The organism is Mesobacterium pallidum (genome assembly GCF_019966535.1).
Classification (GTDB): domain Bacteria; phylum Pseudomonadota; class Alphaproteobacteria; order Rhodobacterales; family Rhodobacteraceae; genus Mesobacterium; species Mesobacterium pallidum.
This window is the reverse complement of sequence record NZ_JAIMID010000004.1, coordinates 219603-239853: the sequence shown is the minus strand read 5'-3', so window position 1 is coordinate 239853 and position 20251 is coordinate 219603. Positions and strand designations below refer to the sequence as shown.

Annotated in this window: 20 protein-coding genes and 1 tRNA gene; 5 read left to right on the top strand and 16 right to left on the bottom strand. The window is 66.8% G+C overall.

The genetic code is table 11. The features are described from left to right. Positions 1-26 precede the first annotated feature (26 nt). Positions 27-1631, bottom strand: coding sequence for a L,D-transpeptidase family protein (locus MF270_RS08240; RefSeq protein ID WP_418887868.1), 1605 nt, complete (start codon positions 1629-1631; stop codon positions 27-29). 350 nt (positions 1632-1981) lie between these two features. On the opposite strand from MF270_RS08240, the gene mepK reads away from it, so the two are divergent. From mepK to MF270_RS08225, 3 genes are all read left to right on the top strand, one after another. After that, positions 1982-2551, top strand: coding sequence for a peptidoglycan L,D-endopeptidase MepK (gene mepK, locus MF270_RS08235; protein ID WP_238365399.1), 570 nt, complete (start codon positions 1982-1984; stop codon positions 2549-2551). Positions 2552-2704: 153 nt separating this feature from the next. Further along, entirely contained in the window at positions 2705-3445 is a 741-nt protein-coding gene (locus MF270_RS08230; RefSeq protein WP_238365398.1) for a glutamine amidotransferase, read from the top strand. 410 nt (positions 3446-3855) lie between these two features. Continuing rightward, positions 3856-5607 carry a sugar phosphorylase gene (locus tag MF270_RS08225; RefSeq protein ID WP_238365397.1) on the top strand — a complete coding sequence of 584 codons (1752 nt, stop codon included), beginning with the start codon at positions 3856-3858 and terminating at the stop codon, positions 5605-5607. Positions 5608-5684: 77 nt separating this feature from the next. Here MF270_RS08225 and MF270_RS08220 read toward each other — a convergent pair whose 3' ends face one another. The 8 genes from MF270_RS08220 to MF270_RS08185 form a co-directional block, all read right to left on the bottom strand. After that, a complete protein-coding gene (locus MF270_RS08220) occupies positions 5685-6905 on the bottom strand; it encodes a glycosyltransferase family protein (protein ID WP_238365396.1) in 1221 nt (406 codons plus the stop codon). A gap of 1 nt (position 6906) precedes the next feature. After that, positions 6907-7722: an HAD-IIB family hydrolase gene (locus tag MF270_RS08215; RefSeq protein WP_238365395.1), complete on the bottom strand. Its 816-nt coding sequence runs from the start codon at positions 7720-7722 to the stop codon at positions 6907-6909. A gap of 84 nt (positions 7723-7806) precedes the next feature. Beyond that, the gene (locus tag MF270_RS08210; RefSeq protein ID WP_238365394.1) at positions 7807-8583 is read right to left on the bottom strand and encodes an enoyl-CoA hydratase-related protein; all 777 of its coding nucleotides are present in this window, start codon (positions 8581-8583) and stop codon (positions 7807-7809) included. 73 nt (positions 8584-8656) lie between these two features. Further along, positions 8657-9088 (bottom strand): cytochrome c-type biogenesis protein, encoded by a 432-nt coding sequence (locus tag MF270_RS08205; protein ID WP_238365393.1) that lies wholly within the window; start codon positions 9086-9088, stop codon positions 8657-8659. A 50-nt stretch (positions 9089-9138) separates the two neighbouring features. Then, positions 9139-11100: a heme lyase CcmF/NrfE family subunit gene (locus MF270_RS08200; protein ID WP_238365392.1), complete on the bottom strand. Its 1962-nt coding sequence runs from the start codon at positions 11098-11100 to the stop codon at positions 9139-9141. Between the two features lie 70 nt (positions 11101-11170). Continuing rightward, entirely contained in the window at positions 11171-12016 is an 846-nt protein-coding gene (olsA, locus tag MF270_RS08195) for a lyso-ornithine lipid O-acyltransferase (RefSeq protein WP_238365391.1), read from the bottom strand. After that, the gene (olsB, locus tag MF270_RS08190) at positions 12016-12774 is read right to left on the bottom strand and encodes an L-ornithine N(alpha)-acyltransferase (protein ID WP_238365390.1); all 759 of its coding nucleotides are present in this window, start codon (positions 12772-12774) and stop codon (positions 12016-12018) included. The genes olsA and olsB overlap by 1 nt, the downstream gene beginning before the upstream one ends. Before the next feature lie 136 nt (positions 12775-12910). Beyond that, positions 12911-13093 carry a DUF3553 domain-containing protein gene (locus MF270_RS08185; RefSeq protein WP_238365389.1) on the bottom strand — a complete coding sequence of 61 codons (183 nt, stop codon included), beginning with the start codon at positions 13091-13093 and terminating at the stop codon, positions 12911-12913. 27 nt (positions 13094-13120) lie between these two features. Between MF270_RS08185 and MF270_RS08180 the strand changes: the two genes are divergently transcribed. Then, entirely contained in the window at positions 13121-13723 is a 603-nt protein-coding gene (locus tag MF270_RS08180; protein WP_238365388.1) for a histidine phosphotransferase family protein, read from the top strand. A gap of 163 nt (positions 13724-13886) precedes the next feature. On the opposite strand, the gene MF270_RS08175 is transcribed toward MF270_RS08180, so the two are convergent. The 7 genes from MF270_RS08175 to MF270_RS08145 all read right to left on the bottom strand — a co-directional run bounded on the left by MF270_RS08175 (position 13887) and on the right by MF270_RS08145 (position 19974). Next, a complete protein-coding gene (locus tag MF270_RS08175) occupies positions 13887-15152 on the bottom strand; it encodes a glutamate-5-semialdehyde dehydrogenase (RefSeq protein WP_238365387.1) in 1266 nt (421 codons plus the stop codon). An 82-nt stretch (positions 15153-15234) separates the two neighbouring features. Beyond that, positions 15235-16341, bottom strand: coding sequence for a glutamate 5-kinase (proB, locus tag MF270_RS08170; protein ID WP_238365386.1), 1107 nt, complete (start codon positions 16339-16341; stop codon positions 15235-15237). Beyond that, positions 16329-17372, bottom strand: coding sequence for a GTPase ObgE (obgE, locus tag MF270_RS08165; RefSeq protein WP_238365385.1), 1044 nt, complete (start codon positions 17370-17372; stop codon positions 16329-16331). Before obgE ends, proB begins: the two co-directional genes overlap by 13 nt. 67 nt (positions 17373-17439) lie before the next feature. Further along, positions 17440-17976: a GNAT family N-acetyltransferase gene (locus MF270_RS08160; protein ID WP_238365384.1), complete on the bottom strand. Its 537-nt coding sequence runs from the start codon at positions 17974-17976 to the stop codon at positions 17440-17442. A gap of 121 nt (positions 17977-18097) precedes the next feature. Further along, the gene (gene rpmA, locus MF270_RS08155; protein WP_238365383.1) at positions 18098-18367 is read right to left on the bottom strand and encodes a 50S ribosomal protein L27; all 270 of its coding nucleotides are present in this window, start codon (positions 18365-18367) and stop codon (positions 18098-18100) included. Between the two features lie 15 nt (positions 18368-18382). Then, entirely contained in the window at positions 18383-18961 is a 579-nt protein-coding gene (locus MF270_RS08150) for a 50S ribosomal protein L21 (RefSeq protein ID WP_238365382.1), read from the bottom strand. A 197-nt stretch (positions 18962-19158) separates the two neighbouring features. After that, positions 19159-19974 carry a DUF2059 domain-containing protein gene (locus tag MF270_RS08145; protein WP_238365381.1) on the bottom strand — a complete coding sequence of 272 codons (816 nt, stop codon included), beginning with the start codon at positions 19972-19974 and terminating at the stop codon, positions 19159-19161. A gap of 136 nt (positions 19975-20110) precedes the next feature. Here MF270_RS08145 and MF270_RS08140 point away from each other — a divergent pair. Next, positions 20111-20200 (top strand) — tRNA-Ser (locus MF270_RS08140). The last annotated feature ends 51 nt before the right edge of the window (positions 20201-20251 follow it).

The window sequence follows — 20251 nt, the reverse complement described above, 5'->3', positions numbered from 1 at the left end:
GGCCCCCGTTCGTCTCGGGGCCCGGTTTAGCCCTGAACGGCGCGCAACGTAACCCCGGCCGCCGACAGCGCGTTCCAGATCTTGGCGTCACGGCCGTAGACGTCGCGGCGATAGTTGGTGTTGCCCTTCGCCTGGGTGAAGGCCGTGCGGTAGATCAGGTGCACCGGGATCGGCTGGTCCAGCGGCACCACCGTCTCGCGCCCGGTATTCAGCTTGCTGTGGAACAGGCCCTTCGGGTCATCGGTCTGCACCGCCAGCAGCGCATAGGCAAAGTCGAAGGGCTGTTGCAGCCGGATGCAGCCGTGGCTGAAGGCGCGGGTCTCGCGCTCGAACAGGCTCTTGGATGGCGTGTCGTGCAGGTAGATGTTGTACTTGTTCGGGAACATGAACTTGACCAGCCCCAGCGCGTTGCCGTCCGACGGCGGCTGCTTGATGTTGTAGGGGAAGGTGCGTTCCGTGTAGGCGTTGAAGTTGATGCTGCTGCGGCTGACCTGGCGGCCGCGCGCATCATAGAGGTTCAGGTGCCCCGCCGCGTTCGGGTTCCGCTTCATCATCGGCAGGTACTCCTTGACGGCGATCGAGCGCGGCACGTTCCAGGTCGGGTTGATGACCATGTGCTCCATCACGTCGGAAAACTCCGGGCTGCGCCGGTCCGAGCTGTCGGCCCCGATGACCGAGCGGGTCTCGAAGGTGACCTTGTCGAAATCGACGATCTTGGCCGAGAAATCCGTGAGATTGACCAGCACATGGCGGTCGCCGCGCGGAATGTTCGTCCAGCGCTCGCGCTCCATCGCGACCAGGATCGACTGCAACCGGCGTTCGACCGGCACGTTGATCTCGGCCAGGGTGCCGCTGCCGGCGACGCCGTCCGGGCTCAGCCCATGGTCGACCTGGAACTGCTGCACCGCCTGCTGCATGGCCGCGTCATAGGACTGGCTGGCCGAAGGCGCCATGTAGCCCATGGCCACCAGCCGGTTGCGCAGTGCCACGACGCCCGCGCCCTGCGCGCCGGGCTCAAGCTTGCTGCCCGGCACGGACTGGCCCCAGCCGCCCTGCGCCAGCAGCTTTTCCAGCCGCATCTTTTCCTTCATCAGCCGGGCATATTCGCCGGTCTTCGGCGGCAGCGCGCGGAAGAAGGCCTTGGGCGTCGACTTGCCCACCGCCGCCAGCAGCGAGGCGCGGTCGCGGTAGGGAATCGCCCTGACGATGCCGCTGTCGATGCGCTTGGGCTCGAGCACGCCGGTCTGGATGTCGCGGGCGTACTGCAGGAACAGCTTCGACATCTCGACCTCGACCCGGCCCCGGTCGCGGGCGGTCTTGGGGCTGGCCAGCAGCGCCTCGATCGCGGCGGGGTCGTAGCGCCCGGCGGGCAGGCCATGGGCGCCGGCATCGGCCACCGCCTCGAGCAGCGCGCGGCGGCGCGCGCCGTCGTCGTTGCCGGTCCAGAGGTCATCGTAATTCGCGGCCTGGTAATAGGCGGCGATGCCCTTGTCCTGCGCGGCCGCCTCGGCCACAGCCTGCTTGAAGGCCGTCACCCCCTGCGCCATCGCGGGCGCGGCCCCCAAGGCCAGCGTCGAGGCGACCGCGGCCCCCAGTGCAAGGGCGGAGATCCGGCGGGAGAGCGGCAGCATGCGCATGGCGTGGTCGATCCTCTTCTATCGTTACAACTCGGCCCCATTATCACAAAACAGCAGGCAGAGAAGTCTATTCACATTTACTTAAGTTCCGAAGTTTAAACCCGAATGCGTCAACCACGCCCCCGTGGAAAGGGGGAAACGAGGAGAATCCGCCACACCAGAGGGGCTTCGCAGCCCTCTCAGCAAAAATCTGCCGAAATCTCTTGATTTTTCCCCCCTGCCCGAATCCGGCCTTGGTCCGCTTGGCCCTTCGTGGCATAGAAGTCTCACATCTGGGGATGAGATGGCAGGTCCGCACAACGTTGCGGCAGAGAAACAGGTAGAGCGACGGGACAGCGCTAACCATGACAGACAAACGCACCGGCGTGTTCACACGCCGCGGCCTCATGGCCGCATTCGCAGCGACGGCCGTTACGGCGGCTCCCACCTACACCAATGCAGCAGGCTTCCTGCGCGGCGGCGGCGACATCCGCCGGATCAAGATGTACTCGGGCCGCACCGGCGAAAAGATCGACATGATCTACTGGGTCGAAGGCGACTACATCAAGGAATCCGTGGACGAGGTCCACAAATTCATGCGCGACTGGCGCACCGACCAGGTCAAGTTCATCGACCTGCGCACGATCGACATCCTGGCCGCAGCCCACAACCTGATGGACGTGACCGAACCCTACATGCTGGTGTCGGGCTATCGCAGCCCGCAGACCAACAACATGCTGCGCGCGCGCAGCTCGGGCGTGGCCAAGAACTCGCTCCACATGCAGGGCAAGGCCGCGGACGTCCGGCTTAACTCGCGCTCGGTCAACCAGATGGCCAAGGCGGCTATGTCCTGCCGCGGGGGCGGCGTCGGTCGCTACTCCGGCTCGAATTTCGTGCATATGGATTGCGGCTCCGTCCGCTCGTGGGGCTCGTAAGGGCAACCCGCCAAGGCCGACAAGGTTCCATGTTGAACGCCCGCGCTGTCCTCGCGGGCGTTTTTCAATCCGGCGCTTGCGGCTGATTGGCTCCGGGCCTTGCGCCCCGTGCCCCTTGCCGCCAAGACAGGGGCAAGACGTGGGGGACCCGGCATGAAACCTTTCCTGATCCTGCAATTGCGCCCCGAGGCGGATACCTCGGACGACGAATATGCCGCCTTTCTCGACAAAGGTCGGATGACGGCCGCGCAGACCCGCCGCATTCGGCTGGACTGCGAGCCGCTGCCGGGGGACCTTGACCTTGGCGACTATGCCGGCGTCATCGTCGGCGGCGGCCCGGGCTGCGTCAGCGACCCCGCGGCGGGCAAGGACCCGGTCGAGGCGCGGATCGAGGCCACGATCCTGTCGTTGATGCCCGAGATCTGCGCCCGCGACATCCCCTATCTCGGCTGCTGCTACGGGCTCGGCATCCTGGCCCATCACCTGGGCGGCCATGTTGGCCAGGGCCGCTATGGCGAGCCGGTCGGCCCCGTCACCTGCACGCTGTCGCCCGAGGGCCGTGCCGATCCGCTGATGGCCGGGCTGCCGGACAGCTTCGACGCCTTCGTGGGCCACAAGGAGGCGGTGGAGGTCATGCCCGAGGGCAGCACCCTGATCGCGCGGTCCGCCCCCTGCCCGGTGCAGATCATGCGCCATGGCCGGAACGTCTATGCAACCCAGTTCCACCCCGAGGCCGATGCTGCCGTCTTCGAGACCCGCATCCGGCGTTACCGCAACAAGGGATATTTCCATCCCGACGAGGCAGATGACCTGATCGCCATGTGCCGCGCAGCCGATGTGACCTGGCCCGAGCGGATCCTGCAGAACTTCGTTTCGTGCTACGCCATTGCCTGAACGGCCATACTGTGGCATCCTGAAAGGGTTACTTGGCGGGCCCGGCGCCCACCACCGCACGGATTACTGACCGCGGCCATTTTCATCGCGGATGCTCATTTCACCCCTTCACCAGAGGAGGGACCAGTCAGCCGCCCCATTCCGGGCACCGGGCAAGTGACCGCCCCGCGCGTCCTGCCCCCTTTCCGAAAGGCCATCACTCACGCTGCCCGTCCGCGCGACGCGGCACTCCCGGAATGACGCGCCGCACGGGCCGCTCCGACAGGCGCCGCCCGAAAAGCCCCGCACCGTGCCCGCGCCGTGCGGGGCTTTGCGTTGGGCCGTGCGCGACTGCTGGACCTTGGCGGGCCAAGCTGGTTTACTGGCCCCGAAACCGGTTTCGACCGGTCCAGCAAGCAAGAGCGCGAACAATGCCATCCACGTCCCTCTCGTTCAGCAGCCGGCTGTCGCAGCTGCTGCGCAAGATCTATCCCGAGACCGATTGCGACATCCTCGCCACCCAGGTGATCGACGCCTTCTGGCCCGAGGGAAAGCATCGCCGCAAACGGCCGCGCACCCCGGGCAACAACCTGTGGTCCCAGAAGGACGCCGTCGTCATCACCTATGGCGACACGCTGATGGACGGGGCGCACAAGCCGCTGGACGTGCTGCTGGATTTCCTGCTGACCCATCTTAAGGGTGTTGTGAACGGGGTTCACATCCTGCCGTTCTTTCCCTTCACCTCGGATGACGGGTTCGCGGTCACCGATTACACCAAGGTCAATTCCTCGCTTGGCGAATGGTCCGATATCGAGCGGATCGGCCAGCAGTTCCACCTGATGTCCGACCTCGTGCTGAACCATGTCAGCAGCCAGGGTGTCTGGTTCAACGCCTATCGCCAGGGCCAGCCGCCCTATGACAAGTTCTTCTTCGAGGCTTCTCCGACCGACGACCTGTCCGAAGTCGTCCGCCCCCGCACCACGCCGCTGCTGCAGGAGGTCGAGACCTCGAACGGCACGCGGCACGTCTGGTGCACCTTCAGCCACGACCAGATCGACCTGGATTTCTCGAATCCCGAGGTGCTGCTCGAGATCCTGCGCATCATCCGGCTGCATATCGACGAAGGGGTGCGGACCATCCGGCTGGATGCCGTGGCCTTTGTCTGGAAGGAGATCGGCACCAAGTCGATCCACCTGCCCGAAACCCATGCCATCGTGCAACTGCTGCGCCTGTTGGTCGATTACGCGACCGAGACGGTGATCCTGCTGACCGAAACCAACGTGCCCAAGGCCGAGAACCTCAGCTATTTCGGCCAGCGGAACGAGGCGCACGCGGTCTACAACTTCCCTCTGCCACCGCTGATCCTGCATGCGCTGATGTCGGGCTCGGCCCGCCGCCTGCTGGCCTGGCAACGCGCCATGCCGCCCGCGCCGCTGGGCTGCGCCTATCTCAACTTCACCGCCAGCCATGACGGGATCGGCATGCGCCCGGCCGAAGGGCTGCTGCCGCAGGACGAGATAGACCAGATGATCGCCACGGTGCGCGAGGCCGGGGGCCTGGTGTCGATGCGCGCCCTGCCCTCGGGCGGAGAGGCGCCCTATGAGCTGAACTGTTCCTATTACGAGGCGCTGAGCCACACGTTCAACGGCACCGACGACTGGCATTTCGAACGCTTCATCTGTTCGCAGACCATCGTCATGTCGCTTGAAGGTATCCCCGCCTTCTACATCCATTCCATGCTGGCCACGCGCAACGACCACGAGGCGGTGACGCGGCGCGGGATGAACCGGGCGATCAACCGGCACCGCTGGGATTACCCGGCGCTGAAGGACCGGCTGGCCGATCCGGACAGCGACAATGCCCGCGTGCTGAAAGAGCTGTCGCGGCGGCTGCGCATCCGGCGTCAGCAATCGGCGCTGCATCCGAACGGCACGCAGTTCACGCTGCATCTCGAGGACCGGGTGTTCGGCATCTGGCGGCAATCGCTCGACCGGAACCAGTCGCTGTTCGCCCTGCACAACGTCAGCGCCGACACGATCGAACTGCCCGCCTCGAGCATCAACCTGATCGCGGACGAGGAGTGGGTCGACCTGCTGACCGGCGAGAGCATCGCTTTGGATGCCGAGGTGATCACGCTGGCGCCCTACCAGTGCCGCTGGATTTCCAACCGCATCGACGAGTGACGGTGCGCAAGGTGGGGTGAAACCCCACCCTACCCCGTTTGCCGTAGGGTGGGGTTTCACCCCACCTTCCCTAGGCCTTACGCGAATTCTTCCTGGTCCTCGGCCACGGCCTTCTTGAGATCGTTCAAGAGGTCTGGATCGGCCGAATGCACCCGGTTCCAGGTCGGGATGAAGGGCGTCTCCTGCGGCAGGTCGATGAAGATCTGCCCCGCGCGCACGATGTTCTCGGCGAATAGCTCGATCGAGCGTTCCTCGGCATGGCGGTCGATGGACAGCCCGTTCATCCGCGCATCGGCCCAGTAGGCGTCCAGCAGGTCCAACGCGGTCCGGTAATAGGTCGCCTTGAGCGTGCGGAAGACATTCGGCGTGAAGACCGTGCCGTCGGCGGCCAGCTTGCGGTAGATCGCCTTGCAGATGTCGGTCGACATGCGGTTGAGCCCGGCGTTTGAATCCTCCTGGCTGAGGTCCTGGTGCTTGTGGTCATAGGCATCCGCGATCTCGACCTGGCAGACGGCCGAGGGGCCGAGGTTGCGCCAGGCCTCTGACAACACGCCGATTTCCAGTCCCCAGTCCGAGGGGATGCGCAGGTCGGGCAGCATGGCCGTCCGCATGGCAAACTCGCCCGAGAGCGGGTAGCGGAAGCTGCGCAGGTAGTCGATGTAATCGCGGTCGCCGATCACCTTCTTGAGCGCCAGCAGCAGCGGAGAGACCAGGTTCCGCGTCACCCGCCCGTTCAACTTGCCGCCGCCGACGCGGGGGTAGAACCCCTTGCTCAGCTGGTAGCTGAAATCGGGATTGGCGACCGGGTAGACAAGGCGCGACAGCATCTCGCTGTCGTAGGTGGTGATGTCGCAATCGTGGATCGCCATCACCGCGCTGTCGGCGCAGGCGATGAGGTAGCCCATGCAGCCCCAGACGTTCTTGCCCTTGCCCGGTTCCTGCGGGGCAAGGCCCAGACCGATCAACCGGTCCTGGATCGCCAACATGCGCGGGCTGTCGTTCCAGAGCACCACATGCTGTTGCGGCAGCCGGTCAAAGTAGGCGCGGGCGTGGCGGAACTGCGCCTCGTTCGCCTGGTCGAGCCCGATGATGACGCGGTGCAGGTAGCGGACCTTGCTCAGCTCGTCGAGGATATGTTGCAGCGCCGGATGCTCGAGCTCGGAATAGAGGCTGGGCAGGATGAGAGAGATCTTGCGCGTCTGGGTGAAGGTCTCGAGCTCGTAATCCAGCTCGGCCAAGGCACGCTGGCGCAGGTTGTGGAACTGCGCGATATTGCCGTTCTGGTGAAAATCCGCCATCTCAGGGCCTGCCTTCCTGTCTTTCCAACTGCGCGATCAGGGCGAGGATTTCCTCGGCCCAGCCTTGCGGTCCGGGGGCCGTGCTGCGACGGATGCGGCCCAAAGCCTCTCCGGTCAGCGCGGGCAATCCGGGCCCGTGGTCGTTGCGGATGACGATGCCGTAATCGGCGGCCTCGAGCATCTCGATGTCGTTCGGCGCGTCACCAAGCGCGATGGTCACGTCAGGGTGCAACATGCGCGTAACGGCGTCCATCTGGCTGGCCTTGGTGCCGCCGAACGACAGGGTCAGGTAGCGGCCGCCGTGGCGGGCGGTGATGCCCTTCGCGGAAAGCCTGCCGGCGAACGCCGTTCGTTGATCATCGGTTCCCAACCAGCGGCCGGGTTCGCTGAAAAGCCGCTCTTTGGCGAGGGTCGCGCTGGCAAGCGGCAGGCCGGTGTCGGCGGCGACCTCCTCGGCGCTCATGTCGCCAAAGCCGCGGAACGGCGCGCGCAGCTCCGGCGGCAGAGCGTCGAGCGCGGCGCGCAGGCGGGTGTAGTCGGAAGTCTCCGGGGTGCCCTCACCGGGTCGCACCAGCGCCGCGCCGTTCTCGGCGATGATCGGCGCGTCGCCCAGGCCCAGCTCGGCGTGCAGCGGAAGGATCTCGGCCGCGGTCTTGCTTGAGGCCAGCACGATAGCCGCGCCGCGCGCCTTCAGGGCCGCGATCGCAGGGGCTGCGGGCGCGTGGCTGTAGCTGCCATGGTCCAGCAGTGTCCCGTCGAGATCGGTGAAAACGGTGAGTCGCAAATTGGTGTCCCCATCGCTTGATCCCCCGACCATGGCAGGCGGGTCCGCAAAGGGAAAGCGATGGGGCCAGCGATTTGCCGCGGAAAGAGGCAGGCGCCCAATACCGCGGCAGGGACGTTACCGGCCTTCGAACCTAGCCGGGCGCTTTTCGAGGAAGGCCAGCACGCCTTCCTTGAAGTCGCGGCTCTGTCCGGCCTGACCCTGCAGTTTCGCTTCCATCGCGATCTGGGTTTCGAAATCGTTGCGGAAGCTGGCGCGAAGCGCGGTCTTGATATGCGCGTAAGCCGCGGTCGGACCGGCGGCGAGGTGTTTCGCGCGAGCCTTCCAATGCACCTCGAACCCGTCATCGGGGACCGCTTCCCAGATCATGCCCCAGGCGTCGGCCTGCCGGGCGCTGATCTTGTCGGCAAAGAGCGCCGCGCCCATGGCCTTGGCCAGCCCCATGCCGCGCGGCATGGTGTAGGTGCCGCCCGCGTCGGGGATCAGGCCGATGCGCGCGAAGGCCTGCAGGAAATAGGCGCTTTCGGTGGCGATCACGATGTCGCAGGCAAGCGCCAGGTTGGCCCCGGCCCCGGCAGCGGCGCCGTTGACGGCGGCGATGGTCGGCACCGGGCAATCGTGGATCGCGCGCACAAGCGGCGCGTATTCGTCGCGCAGCACCCGCTCGAGATCCATGTTGGCGGCGTTGCTGCCGTCGCCCAGGTCCTGGCCCGAGCAGAAGGCGCGCCCGGCGCCCGTCAGCACCACGACCCGGGCCTGCTGCCCGCCCTCGCGCACGGCAAAGGCCAGTTCGGCCCGCATCTGCGTCGACATGGCATTCATCACGTCGGGGCGGTTCAGGGTGATCGTGGCGATGCCATCGGTCAGGTCGTTGGTGATGGTTTCGTACTGCATGGCGGTCCCTCGACGTAGCGCGTTGGCCCATGGATAGGGCCTTGGCGCGTCGGGCGCACCTAGAAACGCCGCGTCACTCGTCGAGAAGCGCGCGGACGCGGTCCTCTTCGGCCTCTGACAAGGTCGCCTCGGCCGTGCCCGGCGCGCGGGACCGGCGGCGCAGGTACGTGATCCCGACCCCGCCTGCGATCAGCAGCATCAGCGGCCCGGCGGCCCAGAGCAGGATGTTGGCGCCGCCGGTCTCGGGGCGCAGGAGGACAAACTCGCCGTAGCGGGCGACGATGTAGTCCACGACCTCTTCGTTGCTGTCACCCGCGACCAGCCGTTCGCGCACCAGTACCCGCAGGTCATGGCTGACCGAGGCATTGGATTCGTCGATGCTTTCGTTCTGGCAGACCGGGCAGCGCAGGCCCTTTGAGATCTCGCGCGCACGGGATTCGAGCACCGGGTCGTCCAGCACCTCGCTCGGGGTGACGGCGAGGACGGGCGCCGAGAACGCCAGCATCAGGGCAAGGATGAAGGCTGGGCATTTTGCCCACCACCGGCCGGCCCGGGTCATTCCGCCGGAACCCCCTTGGGTTCGCGCCGCGCCCCGGCGGCGACGCGGAAGCGGCGGTCGCTGAGGCTCAGCGTGCCGCCAAGCGCCATCAGCAGAGAGCCGGCCCAGATCCAGTTCGCCAGCGGCTTGATATAGGTTCGCATGGCCCAGCCGCCGTCGGCCTGTGCATCGCCGATCACCACGTAGACATCGCGCAGGAACCGGTAGTCGATCGCCGCTTCGGTCGTCGGCATCTGCGCCACCGGGTAGGTGCGTTTCTCGGGGTGCAACGAGGCGATGTCCTGCGCGTCCTGGCGCAGGGTCACGTCGCCCATGGTCGAGATGTAGTTCGGCCCCTCGACGCGGTTCACGGCGGTCAGCACCAGCTCGAAGGCGCCGACGGTCCAGGGCTCGTTCAACTGGACGGTGCGGATGTCTTCCTCTTCCCAGGCCATCAGCCCGGCGACGCCCAGCATGGTCACGCCAAGGCCCGCATGGGCCACGGCCTTGCCCCAGTCGGCGCGCGGCAAACGCAGAAGGCGCGTCAGGTCGCGGTCGCGCCCGGTGCGGGTCCAGAGATCGGTGAGCGCGCCAAAGACCAGCCAGGTGCCAAGGAACAGGCCCACGGGGCCCATCAGGCTGCGCCCGGTCTGCATCGCCCAGGCGAGCCCGCCGATGGCCAGCGCCAGCACGAAGGCCGGCGCCAGTTGCCGCATCACCCGGCCCAGTTTGGCCCGTTTCCAGGGCAGCATGGCGCCGATGGGCAGGATCAGGCCCAGCACGATCATGAAGGGCGTGAAGGCCATGTTGAAGAACGGCGGTCCGACGCTGAGCTTGCGGTCGAGGAACATCTCGGCCACCAGCGGCCAGATCGTGCCGATGAAGACGACGAAGGACGACACCGCCAGCAGGATGTTGTTCGCCACCAGCCCGGATTCGCGGCTGAGCAGCGAAAAGACACCCTTCGCCTCCATTGTGCCGGCGCGGGCGGCAAAGAGCGTCAGCGCGCCGCCGGTGAAGATCGCGAGGATGGCCAGGATGAACACCCCGCGCTCGGGGTCGTTGGCGAAGGCATGGACCGAGGTGATGACGCCCGAGCGGACGATGAACGTCCCGATCAGCGAGAAGCCGAAGGCGAGGATGGCCAGCAGGATCGTCCAGGCTTTCAGGCTCTCGCGCTTTTCCACCACGATGGCCGAATGCAGCAGTGCGGCGGCAAAGAGCCAGGGCATGAAGGACGCGTTCTCGACCGGGTCCCAGAACCAGAAGCCACCCCAGCCCAGTTCGTAATAGGCCCACCACGACCCCATCGCGATGCCGATGGTCAGGAAGACCCAGGCCGCCAGCGTCCAGGGCCGCACCCAGCGGCCCCAGGCGGCGTCCACGCGGCCTTCGATCAGCGCGGCGACGGCAAAGCTGAAGGACACCGACAGGCCCACGTAGCCGAGGTAGAGGAACGGCGGGTGGAAGGCGAGGCCCGGGTCCTGCAGCAGCGGGTTCAGGTCCTGCCCGTCAAAGGGCGCCACGGCCATGCGGGTGAAGGGGTTCGAGGTAAAGAGGATGAAGGCCAGGAAGGCCACGCCGATCGCCCCCTGCACGCCCAGCACCCGGGCCCTGAGCGAGGGCGGCAGGTTGCCGCCGAACCAGCTGGCACAGGCGCCGAACAGGGCCAGGATCAGCACCCAGAGCAGCATCGACCCCTCGTGATTCCCCCAGACGCCCGAAATCTTGTAGAGCATCGGCTTGGCACTGTGCGAGTTCGCGACCACCACCTGCAGGCTGAAATCCGAGGTGACGAAGGCATAGGTCAGCGCGGCAAAGGACAGCGCGATCAGCAGGAATTGCGCATTGGCGGCCGGTTCCGCCACGGCCATCCACCCGGCGTGACGCCGATGCGCCCCCACCATCGGCACGATGGCCTGGACAAGAGCGACGACAAGCGCAAGCGCGAGGGCGAAGTGACCGAGTTCCGTAATCATGGACCCGTTATATGGGCGCGGCGGCCCGCGTCCAATCACATTCGGGACATGGAACGCTTTGACGCGGGGGCTAGCTGTCGCCGATCTGCCGCTCCGGGAAGGCGGCGCGAAGGCCATTGCGGACGATGGTTTCCAGATGCCGTGCAAGGGCCTTGCGGTTCTCGAAATCCTCGATCCGGACCGGCGGATGATAGGTGATCGCGACCCGGCCCTGCCGCGGCGTCGCCAGCACCTTGAGCAGGTGCGCTCCGAAAGACATGTCGCCCCACCAGCCGTAATGGCGCGGATCGGCGCCCGGGGGCGCGTGATACGCCAGCGTGATCGGCTGGATATGCAGATCGGCGCTGGCGCTGTGGCGAAAGAACGCCTCGAACAGCGTGGTCTTGAACGGGATCACCCGGGATGCATCGGTCGAGGTACCCTCGGGGAAGAACACCAGCCGGTGCCCCGCCTCGATCCGCTCCATGAAAAGATCGGTCTGCGCCTTGGCCTCGCGCCGGTCGCGGTTGATGAAGACGGTGCCGGTGGCCCGCGCCAGCCAGCCGATGCCGGGCCAGTTGGCGACCTCGGATTTCGACACGAAGTAGATGCGCTTGCGGGCGTTGAGCGCGAAGATGTCGAGCCACGACCCGTGGTTCGCCACCGCCGCGCCGGGCTGTTTCATCGGTTGGCCCGAGGTCGAAAACCCCATGCCAAGGATGACAAAGGCCGCGCGGCAGACCCCTTGGGTGATCCAGGGTGTCCAGGGACGGTTCAGCCCGAAGATCGGCCGTTCGATCAGACGCAGGGTCAGCAGCAGCGCCAGCCCGCCAAAGACCACGGCAGCCAGCACGAGCCCGCGCAGCACGACCAGCCCCCAGCCCAGCGGGGTGATCTTCGGCTCGTCGGGGTAGTCTCCGCCCTCCCAGGTGACCATCAGCCGCGGTCCCGTTCGTACAGCGCGCGCTGGCGCTGGTTCATGCGGGCGGTGTCCATGACCAGGCAAACGTCGGTGGTGTTGAAGGCGCGGTCGATCCAGGCGCCATCGCCCACCACGCCGCCCAGCCGCAGATAGGCCTTGATCAGCGCGGGGATCTTCAGCATCGCCGCCTTGCGGTCGAGCTCGCTTTCCTGAACGCGGTTCATCTCGGCCCGCGCCTCGGGGCGGGCGGTGACGCGCAGGTCCTCGGGGGCAAGGTGGCGCTGATACAGCAGCGACAGCGCATCCGCATGCGCCTCGGGGTCCGCGCCGTGGAACGAGGCGGTACCGAACAGGATCTCGATCCCGTGCTCGGCCACGTAATCGGCAAGTCCGCCCCAAAGGTGATACATCGCCGCCCCGCCCCGGTAATCCGCATGCAGGCAGGACCGCCCCAGTTCGAGCAGCTTGCGGCCGCTTTGACGCAGCACAGACAGGTCGTATTCATCCTCGGAATAGAACTGCCCGGCCGCCCTGGCCTGGTCGCAGCGCAGCAGGCGGTAGACCCCGACCACGGCATGGTCACGGCTGCGGTCGCGCAACAGGAGGTGGTCGAAGAACGGATCGAACCGGTCGATTTCCAGCCGGTTGTCATGGTCGACCATGGCCCCGCCGCCGCCCAGCTCCTGGACGAAGATCTCGTAACGCAGGCGCTGCGCGGCGCGCAGGTCCTCGGCCGAGCGGGCCAGAGACAGCTCGAAATCGGGCTCTGCCACGTGCGTCTCTCCCCCCTTCACGGCCGTGCTGACAGGGCTTTTAGGCAAGGGGCCGCGCCTTGGCAACCGGCGCACTTTGGCGGGTTTTCGCCCCCTTTACAAAGCTCAAGCGGGCGTTAACCATTCGTAAACCAACTCAGGGCTTTATCACCGGCATGAGACCGACCACCGTTCCATCGATCACCACCTTGCCCGCATCGGGAAAGTTGACGGTGATCCGCGCGCCGATGCGCGACTGGACCTGGCCCGTGCCCCATTCGGGATGCGCGGGATGCCGCACCAGCATGCCGGGTTCGAGAAAGGCGTTGAGGTCGGTCATGAGGTCCCTATCCGGCAGGAGCGTTCAATGACGGACAGTAACGTGGATCTGGCGGCGTTGATAGGGTCGCGGATCTGCCATGACCTGATCAGCCCGATCGGCGCGATCACCAACGGGCTGGAATTGCTCGAGATGAGCCAGGGTACGACCACGGGGCCGGAAATGGCGCTGATCGCCGACAGTTGCGCCAATGCCAATGCGCGCATCCGCTTCTTTCGTGTCGCCTTCGGCGCCGCGGGGCGCGGCCAGTCGATGTCGCGAGGCGAGGTGATCAAGGTGCTGGACGCGCTGTCGAAAGGCGGGCGGCTCAGCTACGATTACGGGCCGACTGGCGACATGGACCGGGCCGAGATCCAGCTGGCCTTCCTCGGCCTGCTCTGCGCCGAAACGGCCCTGCCACGGGGCGGCAAGGTCACGGTGGATTACTCGGCCCGCCGCTGGCGCATCGTCACGGACGGATCGCCCCTGCGCATCGAGCCCGAGGTCTGGGTCGCGCTGGACGATCCCGCCGCGCGCAAGGCACTGGCCCCGGCGCAGGTGCAATTCGCGCTGCTGCCGGTCCTGGCGCTGACCCTCGGACGCAGCGTGTCCTTCGAACAGGAAAACGAGCTGTTGCGCCTCACGGTCTGAGCCGAGCGCCCTGCCCGGCCCGCCCGGACAGGGCTGCGTTTGCCTGTCGGGAAGACCCTACGTTTGCCCGTCAGAGAAACCCGACGCTTTTTCGTCGGACAAACCCGACGTTTTTTTTTCGTCGGGAAGACCCGACGTTTTTTTCGTCGGGAAGACCCGACGTTTACGCCCGGGTCGTGCCGTCGCCGGTCACCAGGTACTTGAAGCTGGTCAGCTGCGCCGCGCCCACCGGCCCGCGCGCATGCATCTTGCCGGTGGCGATGCCGATCTCGGCGCCCATGCCGAACTCTCCCCCGTCCGCGAACTGGGTCGAGGCGTTGTGCATCAGGATCGCGCTGTCCACCCGCTCGAAGAACCGGGCGACGGGGGCCGGATCTTCGGCGATGATGCATTCCGTGTGGGACGAGCTGTACTGGCGGATATGCGCGATGGCCGCGTCCACGTCGTCCACCACCTTGGCAGCGATGTCCATGTCGAGGTATTCGCGGCCCCAGTCCTCGGCCGTGGCCGGGACGGCGCCGTCGATCCGCGCGAGGGTTTCATCGGCATGGACGCGCACACCCGCGTCCAGCAGCGCGCGGATCAGCCCCTGCCCGATCGTGGCCACGATATCGCGGTGGATCAGCAGGCATTCGGCCGCGCCGCAGATGCCGGTGCGGCGGGTCTTGGCGTTCATCACCACGTCCAGCGCCTTGACCGGGTCGGCCGAGGCATCGACGTAGATGTGCACGATCCCTTCGAGATGGGCAAAGACCGGCACCCGCGCCTCGCGCTGGACCAGGCCGACAAGCCCCTTGCCGCCACGGGGCACGATGACATCGACGTAATCGGTCATGGTCAGCAGTTCCTTGACCGCGGCGCGGTCGCGGGTCGGGACCATCTGGATCGCATCCTCGGGGAGACCCGCGGCCTTCAGCCCCTCGACCATGCAGGCATGCAGCGCGGATGAGGTGTGGAAACTTTCGGACCCGCCGCGCAGGATCACCGCGTTGCCGGACTTGAGGCAGAGCGCGCCCGCGTCGGCGGTCACGTTGGGGCGGGATTCGTAGATCACGCCGACCACGCCCAGCGGGGTGCGGACGCGCTTGATGTGCAGGCCGGTGGGGCGGTCCCATTCGGCCAGCACTTCGCCGACCGGGTCGTCCTGTTCGGCCACGGCGCGCAGGCTATCGCAGATGCCCTCGATGCGGGCATCGTCGAGCTTGAGGCGATCCATCATGGCGTCGGTCAGGCCCTTTTCCCGGCCGAAGGCGAGGTCCTTTTCATTGGCCGCGACGATCTCGGCCCGGCGCTCTTGGATGATCTCGGCCGCCTGCTCCAGCGCCTGGCGCTTGGCCTGCGACGGGGCGAAGGCCAGCGTGGCAGCGGCGGCTTTCGCGCGCTGCCCGATCTCGGTCATCAGGGCGGGGATGTCGGCGAGGTCTTTCATGGGCATGGTCCTTGCGGTGAGGTCGGATGCGGGGGCCAGCCCCCGCGCCCCCGGAGTTTATCGGCAAGATGAAGGGGGATCTTCAGAGTGCCATATCGTCGCGATGAATCAAGGCCGCGCGGCCTGGGTAGCCGAGGATCGCCTCGATCTCTGAGCTGTGGTGGCCAAGGATGGCCCGCGCCTCGGCCGCGGTGTAGCGGGTGAGGCCATGGGCCAGCTCGCGACCGCTTTCATCGCGGATGATGACCGGATCGCCGCGGCCGAAGGCGCCTTGAACGCCCTTGATCCCGGCGGGCAGCAGGGATTTGCCCTGCGCCAGCGCCCGGGCAGCGCCGGCGTCGATGGTCAGCGTGCCCTGCGGTTTCATCGCCGCGATCCAGCGCTTGCGCGCGGCATGCGGGTCGAGATGCGGCGTGAACCAGGTGGCCGGGGCGCCGTTTTCCAGCGCGGCCAGAGGGTTCAGGCGCGAGCCTTCGGTGATCGCCAGCGCGCAGCCCGAGGCGGTGGCGGTGCGGGCCGCCATGACCTTAGTCTTCATCCCGCCCTTGCTGAGGCCCGATCCGGCGTCGCCGGCCATCGCCTCGATCTCGGGCGTGATCTCGTCGATCACGTCGTAGCGGCGGGCGTTCGGGTCGGTCGTGGGGTTGGCCGAGTAGAACCCGTCCACATCCGACAAGAGCACCAGCTGGTCGGCGCCTACGGTCACCGCGACCTGAGCCGCGAGCCGGTCATTGTCGCCATAGCGGATTTCATCCGTGGCGACGGTGTCGTTCTCGTTCACGATGGGCACCGCGCCGAGGCCCACCAGCGTTTCGAGCGTCGCGCGGGTGTTGAGGTAGCGTCTGCGGTCGGCGGAATCTTCCAGCGTGACAAGCACTTGCGCGGTGACGATGCCGTGGGGCGTCAGCACCTCCTCGTAGGCGCGGGCCAGGCGAATCTGGCCGACGGCGGCGCTGGCCTGGCTTTGTTCCAGCGGCAGGGTGCCGGCGGGCAGACGCAGGGTCGCACGGCCAAGCGCGATGGAGCCCGAGGAGACCAGCACCACCTGTGTGCCGCGCGACCGCAGCCGGGCCACGTCGGCCGCGAGGCTTTCCAGCCAGTCGCGCCGCAGCGTGCCGGTCACCCGGTCGACCAGCAGGGCCGAGCCGATCTTGACGACGAGCCGTTTCGCGTCGCTCAGGGCCGCCATTCGCCGTCCCCGTATTCTTCGTCCTCTTCGACCACGGGCGCGCGGTTGGCGTCCACGTAGGGCCGCAGGGCGCGCAACACCTCGTCGGTGCCTTCGCGGCTGACGCCAGACATGAGCAGCGGCGTGACGCCGGTTTCGGCGATGAATTCGTCCCGCAGGAAGGCGCGCATCTCGTCATCCAGCGCATCGACCTTGTTCAGCACGGTCACGCGCGGCTTTTCGTTCAGGCCCGCGCCATAGGCGTCAAGCTCGCCCAGGATGGTGCGGTAATCCTCGATATACTCGTTCGAGGTGACGTCCACGAGGTGCAGCAGCACCGCGCAGCGTTCGACGTGGCCGAGGAACATGTCGCCAAGGCCCCGCCCTTCGGAGGCGCCCTCGATCAGGCCGGGGATGTCGGCCACGACGAATTCGGTGTTGTCGATACCGACCACGCCAAGGTTGGGGTGCAGCGTGGTGAACGGGTAATCGGCGATCTTGGGCCGCGCGTTGGACGTGGCGGCCAGAAAAGTCGACTTGCCCGCGTTGGGGAGGCCCAGCAGGCCCACGTCGGCGATCAGTTTCAGACGCAGCCAGATCGTGCGCTCCACGCCCTCCTGCCCGGGGTTGGCGCGGCGCGGGGCCTGGTTGGTCGCGGTCTTGAAATGGGCGTTGCCGAAGCCGCCATTGCCGCCGCGCGCCAGCTGGACCCGGTCGCCGAGCGTGGCGAGGTCGGCGATCACCGTTTCCTCGTCCTCGTCGATGATCTCGGTCCCGACGGGCACGCGTAGCACGATGTCCTCACCGCTGGCACCGGTACGAAGCCGGCCGGCACCGGGCCGGCCGTTGTCGGCAAAGAAATGCTGCTGGTAGCGGAAGTCAATGAGCGTGTTCAGCCCGTCCACCGCCTCGACCCAGACATGGCCGCCGTTGCCGCCGTCACCGCCATCGGGGCCGCCGAATTCGATGAACTTTTCGCGGCGGAAGCTGACGCAGCCGCCCCCGCCCGACCCGGAGCGGATGTAGACCTTGGCGAGATCGAGGAACTTCATGATCCGTCGCTTTCCGGGCTTCACGCCCTCATTCGATCCCGCCTTTAGCGCGCCGCGCGCGGCGGGACTAGCCCAGTTTTCGCAGGTAGGTCCAGGTGGGCACGTTTGCATTGCGGGCGACCGAGAAGGTCTCGGCATCGCCCAGGTACTCGAAACCGCAATTGGTCAGCACCTTGGCAGAGGCCAGGTTGTCCTGGAAGACCGACGCGAAATAGGTGCGGTTGCCCAGCGGGTTCGCCTCGACCAGCGCGCGCACGGCTTCGGAGGCGACACCGGTGTTCCAGTAGGCCGGCGCGACCCAGTAGCCGATCTCGGACTGGTTGCCCTCCATCCGCTCGAGCGAGATGAGGCCCATGAGCTCGGTCCCGCTGTCACGGGTGCCGTCCATGACCCAGACCTCCTCCTCCCGGTCGGGCGAGAGGCAACGGGTGATGAAGGCCTCGACCGAGCCGGGTGGCAGCGGGTGCGGGATGGAGCGGGTCATCCGCGCCAGCCGTTCGTCGGCGCCGTAGAACTCGATCATGCCGAGATCGGACCGCCGCAGCGGCCGCAGGTCGAACCGGTCTGCCGCGATGGTCGGCAGCGAGGTCATTTCCAAGGTCATGCGCGGGTCCTCCTCTGCGCATCTGTCGTTTCCGCCGGCCCCTCCTCCGCCGGAAACGGATCGGGGGACCGGCTGGTCTTCCAGCCGATCCCCCGTGTGTCTCATGCCTTCGGGTCGGCTGTTATTCAGCGGCCTCGGCTTGCGGCAGCACCGAAATGAAGGTGCGGCCCTTGAGGCCCTTGTGGAAGGTCACGTTGCCGTCGACGGTCGCGAAGATGGTGTGATCGCGGCCCATGCCGACGCCCTCGCCCGGCCACCACTTGGTGCCGCGCTGGCGAACGATGATGTTGCCGGCGATGGCCGACTGGCCACCGTACAGCTTGACGCCCAGACGACGACCCGCGGAGTCGCGACCGTTACGGGACGAACCACCTGCTTTTTTATGTGCCATTTGGTCAGTCTCCTCTTACTTGGCCAGTTCTTTGGCCTGTTCGACCCACTCGGGCTTCACCTTGGTGGCCTCGAAGGTCTCTGCATCCACGGCCGCCAGGTCGGCGAAGGTGTTGATGCCGGCTTCGTTCAGCTTCTTGGCGGCGGCGGGGCCGACACCGGTGATCTGGGTCAGGTCGTCGCCAGCGGCTGCCGGTGCGGCGGCAGCCGGGGCTGCTGCGGCGGCCGATTTCGGGGCCGATGCGGCGCCGAGGGCGGCCTTGACGCCGGTCGCATCAGCGCCCGAGGCCAGGATGTCGGTGACGCGCAGCAGGGTCAGCTGCTGACGGTGGCCACGGGTCCGCTGCGAGCTGTGCTTGCGGCGACGCTTGACGAAGGTGATGACCTTGTCGGCCTTGATGGTATCGATGACCTCGGCCTGCACGGCCGCGCCGGCGACCAGCGGTGCGCCGACGGTGACGGTGTCGCCACCCAGCATCAGGATATCGTTGAACTGGACTTTTTCACCAGCATTTGCGGCCAGCTTCTCGACCCGGAGCACATCGCCCGAGGAGACCTTGTACTGCTTGCCGCCGGTTTTCAGAACCGCGAACATGTAGTCTTCCTTTTCTCTCCGCGTCCTTCGGCCCCGGTCACCTTTGCAAGGCTTCCCGGCGTTTGAGGGCGACTGCCCTGCCCCGAACTGCGCGCCCCCGCCAGGGGACTTTGGTTACAACGAAAGCGCCGGAGCGTGAGCCCCGGCCTGAGGCCGCGCTTATCGGGGCAAACCCCGCGCGAGTCAAGGACCTTTGGTCACAATTCCTGGCTTTGCTGGGCCCGGGCCGTGGCCAGCCCCAGGGCACGGGAAATGTCGGTATACATCAGGTCAAACCCGCGGAACAGCGCGCGGTTCAGCCGCTGCCCGGCCTCGGTCTGCGACAGATCGGTATAGGCTTGCAGATCGTCGTCGCTCATCGGGCCATAGGCCATCAGCAGAAAGCCGTAGACCCATTCGCGGGTGTCCTCGCGCACATCCGGCTCGCTCGCCCAGACCTCGGCCAGCAGTTCGTCCTCGGGCACGTCGATCGCGCCACCGGCCGAGAGCCCGGCATAGAAGGCATACGACGCGTTCAGCGCCCCTTCGACGTTCCACTCGATCAGGTCGTTCGCCTCGACGAAGTCGCGCATCAGCTGGTAGCGCGGGGTCTCGGCCGCCTCCATCTCGCGGAACCCGTCGCGGGCGGCCTCCTCGACGCTTTCGTCCAGCATCGCCTCGCGGGCCGACAACTCCAGGTCGACAAAGCGCGCGCCCGGCCCGTCCTCGAAGAAAGCCAGCAGCGGGCCGAGGTCCGCATCGCCCATCACCTCGTCGAAGCCCGCGCGCACGGCCTCTTCCATCAGCGCGGCGTCGTAGATCTCGGACACGGTGTTCTGCCAGCTCGGGCCGATCCCCTCGACGCCCATGTCGCGGCCCAGCTCCGCGCCGTAGTCGAGCCCTTCTGCCCGCATCAGCGCGACAACCTCGGGAATCCCGACGGCGGCGGCCAGGTCATCGAGCGGCGCGGCCCAGGTCGGCGGCGCGAATGTCACACCGGCGGCAAAGGTCAGGGCGGCAAGGGGTCGAAGCATTTGGGGCGGTCCTCGGGCTGGGTTTCCCTGAATTTAAGGGCCCCGGCGCGGAAATCCAAGCGCCCCGGCGGAAAGGCGCAAATTTGCTGTTGCACGCCCCCATGGCTTTGGCTAAACGGCGCCCCACGACCCCCGCGGAGAGGTGCCGGAGTGGTCGAACGGGGCGGTCTCGAAAACCGTTGTGGGTGCAAGCCCACCCAGGGTTCGAATCCCTGTCTCTCCGCCACTTCCCCCCCGGTTTCCGGGTGTGGATGGTCAAACATTATCCAAGTTGTGA